Source organism: Streptomyces sp. NPDC036984 (assembly GCF_055607665.1).
In genome coordinates this window covers 136063-150009 of sequence record NZ_JBVJRL010000012.1, presented here as the reverse complement: position 1 = coordinate 150009, position 13947 = coordinate 136063, and the positions used below count along the sequence as shown (strand labels likewise).

Here is a 13947-nt window from a genome sequence, read left to right as displayed (position 1 = left end):
CTGATCACCGCCGCCGGTGCTCGATAGCCTGCACGCTGATCGGACCAACCGAACGGCCTCGCCGGGGCGCACGCTCCCGAGGGCGCGGGGCGGACGCGGACCGCTCGCCGAGCGCGAGGCCCGTCGACAGCGAGGTGAGAGATGCAGTTCACCACCCGTCCCACCCTCCAGGGCACCTTCGGCATGGTCTCCTCCACCCACTGGCTGGCCTCCCAGTCGGCGATGGCGGTGCTGGAGGACGGAGGCAACGCCTTCGACGCCGCCGTGGCCGGTGCGTTCGTCCTGCACGTCGTGGAACCGCATCTCAACGGGCCGGCCGGTGAGGTCCCGATCCTGCTCGCCCCGGCGGGCGGCGCGGTGCGCGTCCTGTGCGGGCAGGGCGTGGCCCCGGCCGGCGCCAGGGTGGCCCACTACCGGGGGCTGGGGCTGGACCTCGTACCCGGCACCGGACCGCTCGCGGCCGCCGTGCCCGGCGCCTTCGACGCCTGGCTGCTGCTCCTGCGCGACCATGGCACCAAGTCCCTCGACGACGTCCTGAAGTACGCCATCGGATACGCCGAACACGGGCACGCGCCCGTGGAGAACGTCGGCCTGACCGTCGAGAGCGTACGGCGGCTGTTCGAGACCGAGTGGACCTCGTCGGCGGAGCTGTACCTGCCCGGCGGCAGGGCACCCCGGCCCGGCACGCTGCTGCGCAACCCCGCGCTCGCCGCCACCTGGAAGCGGCTGCTGACGCAGACCGCCGGCGCGGGCGGCCGGGAAGCCCGGATCGACGCCGCGCGCGAGGTGTGGCGCTCCGGCTTCATCGCCGAGGCGCTGGTGCGGCAGTCCCGGCGGCCCACCATGGACACCAGCGGTGAGCGGCACGCCGGCACGCTCACCGAGGCCGACCTCGCCGGCTGGTCGGCGACCTACGAGACCCCCGTGACGTACGACTGGAACGGCTGGACCGTGTGCAAGGCCGGGCCCTGGAGTCAGGGCCCCGTCCTGCTCCAGCAACTCGCCCTGCTGCCGCCCGAGTTGCCCGCCCACGGCTCCGCCGACCACCTCCACCTGCTGATCGAGGGCTGCAAACTCGCCATGGCCGACCGCGAGGCCTGGTACGGGGACGCCGCCGAGGTGCCCCTCGCGGATCTGCTGTCGGACGACTACAACGCCGCGCGGCGGGCCCTCGTCGGCGAGCGCGCCTGTCACGACCTGCGCCCCGGCAGCCCCGGCGGGCGTACCCCGCGGCTGCCCGCGCAGGCACACGCGTGCGTGCCGGCCGGCGCGGAGCGCGGCTTCGACCCGATGGGTGCCGGCGAGCCGACCGTCGCCGGCCTGTCCGGCGAGCCGGCCGTCACCAGGCCGCCCGGTGAGCCCGAGGTCGCCGCCGACGGACCGACCCGCGGCGACACCTGCCACCTGGACGTCGTCGACCGCTGGGGCAACATGATCGCGGCCACGCCCAGCGGCGGCTGGCTCCAGTCCAACCCCGTCGTCCCCGAGCTGGGCTTCCCGCTCGGCACCCGCCTCCAGATGGCCTGGCTGGAAGACGGGCTGCCCAATTCCCTCACCCCCGGGCGCCGCCCCCGCACCACCCTCACCCCGTCCCTGGCGCTGCGCGACGGCGTGCCGGTGATGGCGTTCGGCACACCCGGCGGCGACCAGCAGGACCAGTGGCAGCTGCACTTCTTCCTGGCCGTCGCCCTGCGTTCCCCCGTCCGCGGCGGCCTCGATCTCCAGGGCGCCATCGACGCCCCCAACTGGCACAACGACAGCTTCCCCAGCTCCTTCCACCCGCGCGGCCGGCGCCCCGGCAGCGTGACCGTGGAGTCCCGCACCGCCCCCCGCGTGATCGAGGAGCTGCGGCGGCGGGGCCACGACGTCACCGTCGGCCCCGCCTGGTCCGAAGGACGCCTGTGCGTGGTGGCCCGGGACCCGGAGACCGGCGTGCTGTCGGCGGCGGCGAACCCGCGCGGGATGCAGGGGTACGCCGTCGGCCGCTGACGGCCGCGCCGGGGCCCCCGTTCTTCACCCCCGATCCACCCCGCGTACACCGGCCGGGGGCGGGGATTGTCAGTGGGGCGTGCTCTCATGGGGGACATGATCGAAGAGACGGAAACCATCGAGGAGTTTCTCGCCCGCTGCTCGGCCGACGTGGAGGAAGCGGTCCGCAAGGCCGCCGCGGCCGAGATCCTGCCCCGCTTCCGCCGCCTCGCCGCGGACGAGGTGGACCAGAAGAGCGGCCCGCACGACCTGGTGACGGACGCCGACCGCCTCGCCGAGCTGCGGCTCGCCGAGGACCTCGGCGCCCTGCTGCCCGGTTCGGTGGTGGTCGGCGAGGAAGCGGTCCACGCCAACCCGGCGGTGTACGAGGCGCTCCAGGGCGACGCACCGGTCTGGATCATCGACCCGGTCGACGGCACCCGCCAGTTCGTGCACGGTGACGACGGCTTCTGCACCCTGGTGGCCCTCGTCCAGCGGGGTGTCGTGGCCGCGTCCTGGACCTACGCGGCGGCGCGCGACCAGTTCGCCACCGCCGTCCGCGGCCGGGGCGCCTTCCTCGACGGGGAGCGGTTGTTCGCCGGCCCGCCGGCGCCCGGCCGGGACCTCGTCGTCGCCACCTCTCACCCGGACTACACCACCGACGAGCAGAAGCGCGCGCTGCGCGCCCTGTGGACCGACGGCCTCGCCCCGCGCCCGTGCGGCTCCGCGGGCCTGGAGTATCTCGCCGTCGCCCGGGGTGAGTTGGACGCGGTCGCGTTCTCCTGGGAGGCCGCCTGGGACCACGCGGCCGGTCTGCTCCTGGTCGAGGAGGCGGGCGGCACGCACCTCACCATGACCGGCGAGCCGTTCCGCGTCACCGGCGGCAACGCCCTGCCGTTCACCGCCGCCCGGGACGCCGCCACCGCCCGCCGGGTGGCCGGCCTGCTGCGCAGCGCGTCCTGAGCCCTCCGGGGCCACCCGGTCCGGGGGAGTGCCGGTCCTCCGGCATATCCTGATCTCGAATGGCCATCGGCTGACGAAGGGGTCCGAAGGTGCCGTCGATGCTCGATGCGGTCGTGGTGGGTGCGGGACCGAACGGACTGACCGCTGCCGTGGAGCTGGCCCGCCGCGGCTTCTCCGTGGCCCTCTTCGAGGCGCAGCCCACCGTGGGCGGCGGCGCCCGCACCGAGGAGCTGACCCTCCCCGGCTTCCGGCACGACCCGTGCTCGGCCGCCCACCCCCTGGGCATCAACTCCCCGGCCTTCCGCGCCCTGCCGCTCGACCGGTACGGCCTGGAATGGCTGCACGCCCCGCTGCCCATGGCCCACCCCTTCCTGGACGGCACCGCGGCCGTACTGTCCCGGTCGGTGGCCGAGACCGCCGCCTCCTTCGGACCGCGCGACGCGGGCCCGTACCGCAGACTGGTCGAGCCGCTCCTCGCCCACTGGGACATGCTTGTACAAGACTTCATGTCCCTGCCGCTGACCGCGCTCCCGCGCGACCCCGTCACCCTGGCCCGGTTCGGCCTGGTCGGGCTCCCGCCGTCCACGTGGCTGATGCGCCGCTTCAGGGACGAGCGGTTCAAGACCCTCTTCGCCGGCCTGGTCGCCCATGTGATGGCGCCCCTCGACGGCCTGGCCACCAGCGCCATCGGACTGGTCTTCGCCCTCTCCGCCCACGCCCGCGGCTGGCCGGTGCCCCGCGGCGGCTCCCAGGCCATCTCCGACGCCCTCGCCGGCTACCTCACGGACCTCGGCGGCGAGGTGCACACCGACTACGAGGTCAAGCGCCTGGACGACCTGCCGCCCGCCCGCGCCTACATCTTCGACACCTCGCCCACCGCGCTCGCCCGCATCGCCGGCTTCGGCGATTACTACGCGAACTACCGCTACGGCCCCAGTGTCTTCAAGATCGATTACGCGCTGGACGGCCCGGTGCCCTGGACCGCGCCCGAGGCCCGCGTCGCCGGCACCGTCCAGATCGGCGCGAGCAAGGCCGAGATCGGCTCCGCCCTGCGCGCCGCCTCCCGGGAGGGCCGCGCCCCCGACAAGCCGTTCATGATCACCGTGCAGCCCAGCGTCGCCGACCCCACCCGCGCCCCCGAGGGCAAGCACGTCTTCTGGGCCTACGGCCATGTGCCGAACGGCTGGTCCGGTGACCTCACGGACGCCATAGAACGCCAGCTGGAGCGCTTCGCCCCCGGCTTCCGCGACCGCGTGCTCGCCCGCGCCACCGCCGGACCCGCCGAGATGGCCGCGCGCAACGCCAACTACGTCGGCGGCGACATCGCCTGCGGCGCGGCCTCCGGGCTCCAGCTGCTGCTGCGCCCCAAACTGTCCCTGTTCCCGTACCACACCCCCCACCCGGCCGTCTTCATCTGCTCCTCGGCCACTCCGCCGGGCCCCGGCGTCCACGGCATGTCCGGTCACAACGCGGCCAAGGCCGTGTGGCGGAGGCTGCGGCAGACATGACCACCCTCACCCTCGTCCAAGGCGACATCACCCGGCAGAGCGCCGACGCGATCGTCAACGCGGCCAACTCCTCCCTCCTCGGCGGCGGAGGGGTGGACGGCGCGATCCACCGCCGCGGCGGCCCCGCCATCCTGGAGGAGTGCCGCAGGCTGCGCGCCTCCCGGTACGGCAAGGGCCTGCCCACGGGCCAGGCGGTCGCCACCACGGCGGGCGCGCTGGACGCCCGCTGGGTGATCCACACCGTCGGCCCGGTCTGGTCCGCCACCGAGGACCGCTCCGACCTGCTCGCCTCCTGCTACCGCGAGTCCCTGCGCGTCGCCGACGAGCTCGGCGCCCGTACCGTCGCCTTCCCGGCCGTCTCCACCGGCGTCTACCGCTGGCCGATGGAGGACGCGGCCAGGATCGCGGTGGAGGCGGTGCGGAGCACGCCGACGGCCGTGCAGGAGGTCCGGTTCGTGCTCTTCGACGAGCGGGCGTACGAGGCGTTCGCCCGCCTGGCCGGCTGACGGCCGCTGCCGCGGCACAGCGGCCCCGGACTCACCCGAACGGCGTCATCCACGCCGTCTTCCGCGGGATCGCCGCGATCGCCGGGGACGACGTCCACCTCCGCATCGGCGCCTGCGTCTGCAAGACGGACCTCACCGGCTCGGGCACGATCCACATCATCATCGGCGCCCTGGTCCTGCTGACCGGCATCGGACTGCTCAGGGACATGGCCCGGGCCCGTCTCGCCGGCCTGTTCCTCGTGTCGCCCAGCATCGCGCAGTTCCTGTTCTGCCGTACGCGCCCGCCTGGCCGGTGATCACGATGGCGATCGACATCTTCGTGATCCGGGTCCTGGCGTCCCGTCAGGAACTGGTCGGCTGCGGCCCGAAGCGCCGGTCAGCCCAGCGCCCGCAGGGTCGTGCCGAGCAGCGCCACGCCCTCGGCGATGACACCGGGCGGGGCGGCCGCGTAACCGAGGACCAGGCCGGGACGGCCGGGCGACTGCCGGTGCCAGGAGAGCGGTTGGCACTTCACACCGCGGGCGAGCGCCGCCGCGGCGAACTCGGTGTCGGGTACGTCCGAGACGTACGTGACCGTCAGATGCAGGCCCGCCGCGGCGCCGTGCACCCGCGCGCCCGGGAGATGCTCGGCGAGGGCGGCGATCATCGCGTCCCGGCGCCGGCGGTGGCGCCCGCGCACCATCCGCAGATGCCGCTCCAGTTCACCGGACTCCATCAGCCTGGCCAGCACCAGCTGCGGCAGCACGGCGTTGCCGAGATCGTTGAACCGCTTGGCGTCGACCAGCCTCGCGCGATGGCGGGCCGGTGCCACCATCCAGCCGATCCGCAGTGCGGGCGCCAGCAGCTTCGACACGCTGCCCATGTAGCAGACCCGGTCGGCGAGCAGCGCCCGCAGCGCGGGCACCGGGGGCCGGTCGTAGCGGTGCTCCGCGTCGTAGTCGTCCTCCAGGATCAGACCCCCGTCCCGCGCCCATTCCAGCAGCTCGCGCCGACGTTCGCCGCTGGTCACCACGCCGGTCGGGAACTGATGGGCGGGCGTCAGCAGGACCGCCCGGGCGCCGGTCGCCCGCAGCGCGTCGACCCGTACGCCCTCCTCGTCGACCGGCACCGGCGGGGTGGCCAGACCCCCGTTCCCCAGGTGCTGGCGGGCCCCGAGCGAGCCGGGGTCCTCCACCGCCACCGCGTCGACGCCGTCCGCCCGCAGCACCGGGTGCAGCAGTGTGAGCGCCTGCGCCGTGCCCGCGACGATCAGCACCGCGTCCGGCTCCACCCGTACGCCCCGCACGCGCGCGAGCCAATCGGCGACCGCCCGCCGCAGCCGGGGCGCGCCGCTCGGGTCGCCGTACCCGAGATGCTCGGCGGACAGCTCGCCCAGCACGGCCCGCTCGGCCCGCAACCACGCGGCCCGCGGAAACGTACTCAGATCGGGCCGGCCGGGCGTGAAGTCGACAGCGGCCGGGACGGCCCGCAACACGTCGAAAACCTCGGCACCGGGTTCACCCCCGAAGAGCCCGCCGACGTCACCGGCGCACGGCCCACCGCCCCCACCACCAGCCTGCCCGGCACACGGCCCACCGGGACCCGCGGCCCGCGCTGTACCGAACCGCACGGCGTGCCGCCCACCCGACCCCTCTTCCGGCCCTGCCCCGGGCTGTCCGGCGTACCGCCCGCCTGGGGCACCCGCCTGCGCTCCGCCGGGCCCCTGGGCCGCCGGCCCCCCGACGACACCCGCGCGCGACTTGCCGGGCGCGTCCTCGCGACGCCCGGCCCCGCCATCGCGCCCCCGGGCCGACGGTCCACCAGCGGTATCCGCGGCACCACCGTCCCCGGCGCCCGGCGCCCCCATGCCGGTCGCCGCCCGATCCGCGGTCTCCTCGCCCGGAAGCGTGGGTGCCGTCGGGAACGGTGCCGCGAGGACCACCGTGCCTCCGCGTCGGCGGCCCGCCAGGTGGCCGTCCTCGGCGAGGCGCCGGTACGCCTCGGTCACCACCCCGCGCGAGACACGCAGTTCCGCGGCGAGCACCCGAGTGGGCGGCAGCCTGCTGCCCACGGCCAGCCGGCCGTCGGCTATCGCCTGCCGCAGCCGTCCGGCCAGCCACTCCGTCTTCCCGCCTGCGGGCACGTCATCGACCGCCAGCTGAAGGAAGTCGGAGCCGCGCGCCGGCACGTCCGCCGCCGGCTCCGCCGGGTCCCGCCCCTCGTCCACCCTGCTCATGCCTGCTCATGCTGTCACGCGCCGCCGCCGTCCCGGCGGGCCCGGTCACTGCCCGAACACGAACTCCGGTGCGGCCACGGTGAGCACGGCCGACGCCGTGGCGGCCGCCCAGTGCGCCGCCACCTCCTCCTCGACCGTCTTCAGCACCTCGGCGACGGTCTCCGCGCCGCCGTCGTGCATCGCCTCCGCCACCACCAGCACCCGGCCGGTGCGTTCGCCGACCGCCGAGTGCCCGCTCTGCCGATGGGTCCAGCGGCGGGCGTGCGCCCGGCCCGCCGAGTCGGCGAAGGTCACCTCGCCGGGCGCGGGATGCTCGGTGCCGCCGCCGAACGCGGTGTACGTCTCGTCGCCGCGGGCCTGGCGGACCTCCAGCAGCGGCCCGGTGATCCGGTCGACGTCGAGCGCCGCGACCGGAACGGCGTACGCCACCGAGATCGCGTTGCACAGGTCCACCAGCGGATGGATGCGCGGCAGTGCCCCTTCCTTCCGCAGCCGGCGCAGCAGCGACTCCGACGCGGAGCGGTACTGCGTCGGTTTCAGCCCCATCCGGGTGAAGGCCCGCCGCCACGCCAGCACCTCGGGAAACTCGCCCTCGGTGGCGTGAGCCAGCCGTGCCACGGCCCGGGCGGTGTACGCGGCGGCGCGCGGCCCGGTGTCCGTGGGGGTGCCGATGCCGGTGGCGTACAGCGCGCCGGCGGCCAGTTCGGGATAGGCGGCCCAGACCGGGGCGGCATGCCGGAATCGCACGGTCACGCCACCTCCGCTCGCGTACGGGGGTCGGACGAAACGCTCAACAGGTCCTCCTCGGTGATCGGATTCACCACCCTGCCCAGCTCTTGGCCCCTTGGCCAGGGCCAAACAGGGCCTGGGCGACCGGTCCATAACCGCGGCCGGCGGCCCTGGCGACAGGCCCCGGCGGACCGCGTGACATCATCGGCCGGGGCCAGGACCACAGCCGTACGAGGAGTACGAGGAGCACGATGAACCCCGCTCTCACCGCCCCCTCCGAGGGCGGTCCCCCCCGCTCGCACGGCGCCGGGAGCCCGGGGCAGGGCACCTCCCTGCTGGACGACTTCTCCCTGGAGATGACCGGCAAGGACGTGCCCGGGCTGGAGGAGGCGCGCGACAGCATCCCGCCGGGCACCCGCATCAACATCACCTTCCTGGCCGGGGAGGACACCGGTACGCGTCTCGCGGCCGCCCGCGCGGCCAAGCGGCTCGGTTTCGTGCCCGTACCGCACATCTCCGCGCGGCGGCTGCCCTCCCGGCTCGCCCTGGAGGAGTTCCTGACCGGGCTGGCCGCCGACGGCACCGCCGAGAACGTGTTCGTCGTCGGCGGCGACCCCGCCCGGCCCGAGGGCCCCTACGCGGACGCGCTGGCCGTACTGCGCACCGGGCTGCTCCGGCACCACGGCGTGCGGCACGTCGGCATCACCGGCTACCCGGAGGGCCACCCCGGCATAGCCGAGCCGGACCTGTGGTCGGCGCTCACGGACAAGGCGGCGGCCATCGGGGCCCACCGGTTCACCGGCGACGTCATCACCCAGTTCGGCTTCGACGTCGGCCCCGTCCTCACCTGGCTGGAGGCCCTGCGCGCCCGGGGGGTGCACCTGCCCGTCCGCATCGGCGTCCCCGGCCCGGCGGGCGTGCGCCGGCTGCTCGGCTACGCCACCCGCTTCGGCATCGGCACCAGCGCCTCCGTCGCCCGCAAGTACGGGTTCTCGCTGACCAACCTCATGGGTACGACGGGCCCGGACCGCTTTCTGCACACCCTGGCCGAGCGGTACGACGCCGCCCGGCACGGCGAGGTGAAGGTGCACTTCTACACGTTCGGCGGACTGCGTGCCACCGCCGAGTGGATCACCCGGTTCCGCCAGCAGAGCCTGTCCTAGGACGCCGCCCGTTCCCGAGACGCCACCCCCGGACCGATTCCCGTGCCGGTCGGTGCGGCGGCGAGGAGGACTCCTGTCCCACGCACCGCCGGGTCCCTGGCCGGATACCGCCGGGTCCCTGGCCAGACCCACGTACATGTCGGATTTCCGCCAGCGGCCGGGGTGGGCGGTGGCCGATGCTGGACGCATGCAGACAGGGATGCACCTCGACCGGGAGCACTGCGTGCGCGCCGTGCAGTCCAAGGACGCACGGTTCGACGGCTGGTTCTTCACGGCCGTGCTGACCACCCGGATCTACTGCCGGCCGAGCTGCCCGGTCGTGCCGCCCAAGCCGGAGAACATGACGTTCCACCCGAGCGCAGCCGCCTGCCAGCAGGCCGGGTTCCGGGCGTGCAAGCGCTGCCGGCCCGACACCAGCCCCGGCTCCCCGGAGTGGAACCAGCGCGCCGACCTGGTCGCCCGCGCCATGCGGCTGATCGCCGACGGGGTCGTGGACCGCGAGGGCGTCCCCGGACTCGCCGCCCGGCTCGGATACAGCGCCCGGCAGGTGGAGCGGCAACTGCTGGCCGAGCTGGGCGCCGGACCCCTCGCGCTCGCCCGCGCCCAGCGCGCCCAGACCGCACGGCTGCTCATCGAGACCACCCCGCTGCCCATGGCGGAGGTCGCCTTCGCGGCCGGCTTCTCCTCCATCCGCACCTTCAACGACACCGTCCGCGAGGTCTTCGCGCTGTCCCCGAGCGAGCTGCGCGGCCGGGCGCCGAGGAGCGGCGCGGGTACGCCGGGCGTGCTCACCCTGCGGCTGCCGTTCCGCGCCCCGCTCAACCCCTCCAACCTCTTCGGCCACCTCGCCGCCACCGCCGTGCCCGGCGTCGAGGAGTGGCGCGACAGCGCCTACCGGCGCACCCTGCGGCTGCCCTACGGCCACGGCATCGTCGCCCTCGCCCCCCGCCCCGACCACATCGCCTGCCGGCTGACGCTCAGCGACCTGCGCGACCTCCCCGTGGCCATCAGCCGCTGCCGCCGTCTGCTCGACCTGGACGCCGACCCGGTCGCCGTCGACGACCGGCTGCGCACCGACCCGCTGCTCGCGCCCCTGGTCGACCGCGCCCCGGGCCGCCGGGTGCCGCGCACGGTCGACGAGGCCGAGTTCGCCGTCCGGGCCGTGCTCGGGCAGCAGGTGTCCACGGCCGCGGCCCGCACCCACGCGGCCCGCCTGGTCACCGCCCACGGCAAGCCACTGGACGACCCGGAAGGCGGCCTCACCCACCTCTTCCCCACTCCCGAGGCGCTGGCCGGTATCGACCCCGAGACGCTGGCGATGCCCCGCACCCGGCGCGCCACCCTCACCACCCTCGTCCGGCAACTCGCCGACGGGGACCTGCACCTGGGTGCGGAGGCCGACTGGGCTGAGGCCCGCGCCCGGCTGCTCGCGCTGCCCGGCTTCGGGCCGTGGACGGTGGACGTCATCGCCATGCGCGCCCTGGGCGACCCCGACGCGTTCCTCCCCACCGACCTCGGTGTCCGGCGCGCCGCACGGGAGTTGGGTCTGCCGTCCACCCCGGCCGCGCTCACCGCCCGCGCGGCGAGCTGGCGGCCCTGGCGGGCGTACGCGGTGCAGTACCTGTGGGCGACCGACAGCCACCCGATCAACTTCCTTCCGGAGTAAGGGACTTCCGTGAACCACCACACCACGACCGACAGCCCCTACGGTCCGCTCACCCTCGTCGCCGACGCCGACGGCGCCCTGTGCGGCCTGTACATGGCGGACCAGCGGCACCGACCCGGCGAGGAGAGGTTCGGCCCGCGCGACGACACCCTGCCGGTGTTCGCCGAGACGGCCGAGCAGCTGAGCGCCTACTTCGCGGGCGGGTCCAGGGAGTTCACCGTACGGCTCGGACTGCGCGGGACGCCGTTCCAGCGCAGCGTCTGGCAGCAGCTGACGCGGATCCCGTACGGCGAGACCCGCACCTACGGCGAACTCGCCGCCGCCCTCGGCAATCCCGGCGCCTCCCGGGCCGTCGGCCTCGCCAACGGTCGCAACCCGATCGGCATCATCGTCCCCTGCCACCGCGTGATCGGCTCCGACGGCAGCCTCACCGGCTACGGCGGCGGCCTGCACCGCAAACAGCGCCTGCTGGACTTCGAACGCGGCACCGCGCTGTTCTGACGCCCCTAGTCGCCGAACTCCCGGGCCAGCCCCCGCAGCAGCGGGGGCAGCGCGGTGCCGATCGGTTCCCGGACGACCTGGTGCGCGAGCTCGTCGTACGGTGTCGGCTCGGCGTTGACGATGATCAGGTGGGCGCCGTTGTCGGCGGCGACACCGACCAGACCGGCGGCGGGCTGCACCTGAAGACTGCTGCCGACGGCCAGGAACACCGTGCACGCCTTGCTGATCGAGAGAGCCTGGCCGAGCACCACCGGATCCAGCCGCTGCCCGAACATCACGGTCGCCGACTTCAGGATGCCCCCGCACGTCAGGCACGCCGGGTCCTCCTCACCGGCCTCCACCCGGGCGAGCGCCTCGTCCATCGGCCCCCGCGCCCCGCACCCGGTGCACAGCACACTGCGCGCGCTGCCGTGCAGTTCGAGCACCTTGCGGGCGGGCATCCCGGCGAGCTGGTGCAGCCCGTCCACGTTCTGCGTGAGGACCCGCACCGGGACGCCGGACCGCTCCAGCTCGGCGACGGCCCGGTGCGCCGCGTTCGGCTCGGCCCGGAGCGCGTGGTTCTTCCGCCGCATCTGCCAGGACCGCCGCCGGATCTCCGGATCCGCCATGTAGTGGTCGTACGTCACGAGCTTCTCGGCCTCCGGATCCCGCCGCCACAGCCCGTTCGGGCCGCGGTAGTCGGGAATCCCGGAGTCGGTGGAGATACCGGCCCCGCTGAGCAGGGCGACGAGAGGCTTGGCCATGCCCACGAGGGTAGGCCGGGCCCGTGGGCTCCCGCGAACGGATATCGCCCGGCCGAGCCGGCGCGCGGACCGGTCACCGGGGTCGGCGGATCCGGGTCCGGCGGGGCGCAGCCGGTGCTAGCGTCCCGGCATGGCCAAAGTGACCGTCTCACTCGATGCCCAGCTCGTCGTGGAAGTCATGGTGCTCGCCGGGGTCGGCAACCCGCAGGACGCCATCGAACTGGTCGTCCGGGACTACATCGAGCGCGGGCACCGGACCGAGGCGCGGGCCGCCACCCGGGACGAGGCGCTGCGCGAGGTGGACGCGCGGCCGCGGGACCCGGAGGGCTGAGCGGTCACGCCACCCGGTGGCCGTTCTCCAGCTCCGCCGTGCCGGAGCCGTCCGCGAGGACGTCCAGGGCGGTCAGGACGCGGCGGCCGAGGGCGCCGGGCAGGTGGTCGGTGATCTCCTCGCGGGAGACCAGGCGCCAGGACAGCAGCTCCTCCTCCTGGAGCCGGATGGCCTTCAGGTCGGTCTCGGTCAGGACACCGCCGTCGTACAGGTACGCCACCAACGGCGGCCGGCCCGCGCCGTGCACCCAGTCCACGGCCAGCAGCCGGCCGAGCTCGCGGTCGAGCCCGATCTCCTCCAGCGTCTCCCGGCGGGCACCCTGCCGCGGCGTCTCCCCGTCGTCGGACTCGACGGTCCCGCCCGGAAGCGCCCAGCCCTCACGGTAGTTCGGCTCGACGAGCAGCACCCGCCCCTCGGCGTCCCGGAAGAGCGCGGCGGCACCGGCGAGGACACGGGGCAGGCCGGCGATGTACGCGGCGAAGTCAGGAGTGGTGGTCATTCAGGAAGGGTAACCAGCCACTGCGCCGCTATGTCCCGCTCGTCGCCAGGCGCAGGGTGCGTTCGGCCAGCGCACTGATCCGTACGCCGTCGAAGCCGAACACCGCGCTGCGGACCGTGTCCTGCAGCGGATCCCGCCACTGGGCCGGGATGGCGTCCGCCCCGGTGAGGACGCCGGCCACCGAGCCGGCCGTCGCCCCGTTGGAGTCGGTGTCCAGGCCGCCCCGCACGGTCAGGGCGATGGTCCGCGTGAAGTCGCCGTCCCCGTACAGCAGCCCGGCGGTGAGTACGGCCGCGTTCGGCACCGTGTGGATCCAGCCGAGCCCGGCGGTCTCCGCGGACACCGTGGCCAGGGTCTCCTCCCAGGGCAGGCGCGTCTCGTGCAGGGTCATGACCCGGCGGACGGTACGGGCCAGACGGCTGCTCGCCGGGACGACCGTGAGCGCGGTGTCCAGGGCGTCCCGGACGGTCGGCGCGGTGAAGGCCGCCGAGATCAGCGCGGCGGCCCACATGGCGCCGTAGACGCCGTTGCCGGTGTGCGACAGCACCGCGTCCCGGCGGGCCAGTCCGGCGGCCCGCCCGGGATCGCCGGGGCAGATCCAGCCGTAGACGTCGGCCCGGATCAGCGCGCCGATCCACTCCTGGTACGGGTTGTCGTACGTCGCCGTCAGCGGGGGCTTCAGCCCGTTCGCGAGGTTCCGGTACGCCGCCCGTTCCGCCGTGAAGGTCTGCAGATACGGCAGCCTGAGCAGCCACAGGTCGCCGACCTGCTCGGTACTGAAGCCGAGGCCATGGGTCTCCAGCAGGTGCAGACCGAGGATCGCGTAGTCGACGTCGTCGTCCCGGCAGCTGCCGTGGATCCGGCCGCGCACGCAACAGCGCCACTCCGGACGCAGCACGGCGGCTTCGGCCGGGTCGGCGGGCTCGGGCAGGTAGTCGGTCAGCGGCAGGGCCGCGGCCCGGCGCAGATAGCGGTCGATACGGTCGCGGGTCCACACCTCGCCCTGCTCGACCGGCTTGCCGAGCATGTTGCCCGCGATCCGGCCGAGCCAGCCGCCGTGGACGCGGTCGGCGAGGTCCGGTCGGGTGCGCTCGGTGTTCATGGCAGGGGTGTACCCACTTTGCCCAGCCGGCTCTCAGCGGTTTCCCAGGGTTC

The 13947-nt window shown here is 74.6% G+C and carries 14 protein-coding genes; 9 read left to right on the top strand and 5 right to left on the bottom strand.

What is annotated here, in order from left to right; genetic code table 11:
* Window positions 1-141 precede the first annotated feature (141 nt).
* The 5 genes from ACZ7DL_RS22630 to ACZ7DL_RS22610 all read left to right on the top strand — a co-directional run bounded on the left by ACZ7DL_RS22630 (window position 142) and on the right by ACZ7DL_RS22610 (window position 5241).
* Window positions 142-1989, top strand: a complete 1848-nt coding sequence (locus ACZ7DL_RS22630; RefSeq protein ID WP_470776362.1) for a gamma-glutamyltransferase family protein — start codon at window positions 142-144, stop codon at window positions 1987-1989.
* Window positions 1990-2085: 96 nt separating this feature from the next.
* The gene (locus ACZ7DL_RS22625; protein WP_470776360.1) at window positions 2086-2931 is read left to right on the top strand and encodes an inositol monophosphatase family protein; all 846 of its coding nucleotides are present in this window, start codon (window positions 2086-2088) and stop codon (window positions 2929-2931) included.
* Between the two features lie 98 nt (window positions 2932-3029).
* A complete protein-coding gene (locus tag ACZ7DL_RS22620) occupies window positions 3030-4439 on the top strand; it encodes a phytoene desaturase family protein (protein ID WP_470776358.1) in 1410 nt (469 codons plus the stop codon).
* Window positions 4436-4945 (top strand): O-acetyl-ADP-ribose deacetylase, encoded by a 510-nt coding sequence (locus ACZ7DL_RS22615; protein ID WP_470776356.1) that lies wholly within the window; start codon window positions 4436-4438, stop codon window positions 4943-4945. The genes ACZ7DL_RS22620 and ACZ7DL_RS22615 overlap by 4 nt, the downstream gene beginning before the upstream one ends.
* A complete protein-coding gene (locus tag ACZ7DL_RS22610) occupies window positions 4942-5241 on the top strand; it encodes a DUF7144 family membrane protein (RefSeq protein ID WP_470776539.1) in 300 nt (99 codons plus the stop codon). The genes ACZ7DL_RS22615 and ACZ7DL_RS22610 overlap by 4 nt, the downstream gene beginning before the upstream one ends.
* Window positions 5242-5321: 80 nt before the next feature.
* Here ACZ7DL_RS22610 and ACZ7DL_RS22605 read toward each other — a convergent pair whose 3' ends face one another.
* Window positions 5322-7160 (bottom strand): aminotransferase-like domain-containing protein, encoded by a 1839-nt coding sequence (locus ACZ7DL_RS22605; RefSeq protein ID WP_470776354.1) that lies wholly within the window; start codon window positions 7158-7160, stop codon window positions 5322-5324.
* Between the two features lie 45 nt (window positions 7161-7205).
* Complete coding sequence (locus ACZ7DL_RS22600; RefSeq protein ID WP_470776352.1) at window positions 7206-7913, bottom strand: B3/B4 domain-containing protein; 708 nt, start codon at window positions 7911-7913, stop codon at window positions 7206-7208.
* Window positions 7914-8245: 332 nt separating this feature from the next.
* Between ACZ7DL_RS22600 and ACZ7DL_RS22595 the strand changes: the two genes are divergently transcribed.
* From ACZ7DL_RS22595 to ACZ7DL_RS22585, 3 genes are all read left to right on the top strand, one after another.
* Window positions 8246-9052, top strand: a complete 807-nt coding sequence (locus ACZ7DL_RS22595; RefSeq protein WP_470776537.1) for a methylenetetrahydrofolate reductase — start codon at window positions 8246-8248, stop codon at window positions 9050-9052.
* Window positions 9053-9239: 187 nt separating this feature from the next.
* A complete protein-coding gene (locus ACZ7DL_RS22590) occupies window positions 9240-10718 on the top strand; it encodes an AlkA N-terminal domain-containing protein (RefSeq protein ID WP_470776350.1) in 1479 nt (492 codons plus the stop codon).
* A 9-nt stretch (window positions 10719-10727) separates the two neighbouring features.
* Entirely contained in the window at window positions 10728-11219 is a 492-nt protein-coding gene (locus ACZ7DL_RS22585) for a methylated-DNA--[protein]-cysteine S-methyltransferase (protein ID WP_470776348.1), read from the top strand.
* A 5-nt stretch (window positions 11220-11224) separates the two neighbouring features.
* Here ACZ7DL_RS22585 and ACZ7DL_RS22580 read toward each other — a convergent pair whose 3' ends face one another.
* Window positions 11225-11962 carry an SIR2 family NAD-dependent protein deacylase gene (locus ACZ7DL_RS22580; protein WP_470776346.1) on the bottom strand — a complete coding sequence of 246 codons (738 nt, stop codon included), beginning with the start codon at window positions 11960-11962 and terminating at the stop codon, window positions 11225-11227.
* 130 nt (window positions 11963-12092) lie between these two features.
* Here ACZ7DL_RS22580 and ACZ7DL_RS22575 point away from each other — a divergent pair, with 130 nt between their 5' ends.
* A complete protein-coding gene (locus ACZ7DL_RS22575; protein ID WP_470776345.1) occupies window positions 12093-12293 on the top strand; it encodes a DUF2191 domain-containing protein in 201 nt (66 codons plus the stop codon).
* A gap of 4 nt (window positions 12294-12297) precedes the next feature.
* Here ACZ7DL_RS22575 and ACZ7DL_RS22570 read toward each other — a convergent pair whose 3' ends face one another.
* Together ACZ7DL_RS22570 and ACZ7DL_RS22565 are read right to left on the bottom strand one after the other, a co-directional pair.
* On the bottom strand, window positions 12298-12792 hold the full coding sequence (locus tag ACZ7DL_RS22570) for an NUDIX domain-containing protein (RefSeq protein WP_470776343.1): 495 nt from the start codon (window positions 12790-12792) through the stop codon (window positions 12298-12300).
* Window positions 12793-12820: 28 nt separating this feature from the next.
* A complete protein-coding gene (locus tag ACZ7DL_RS22565) occupies window positions 12821-13894 on the bottom strand; it encodes an ADP-ribosylglycohydrolase family protein (RefSeq protein WP_470776341.1) in 1074 nt (357 codons plus the stop codon).
* Between the last annotated feature and the right edge of the window lie 53 nt (window positions 13895-13947).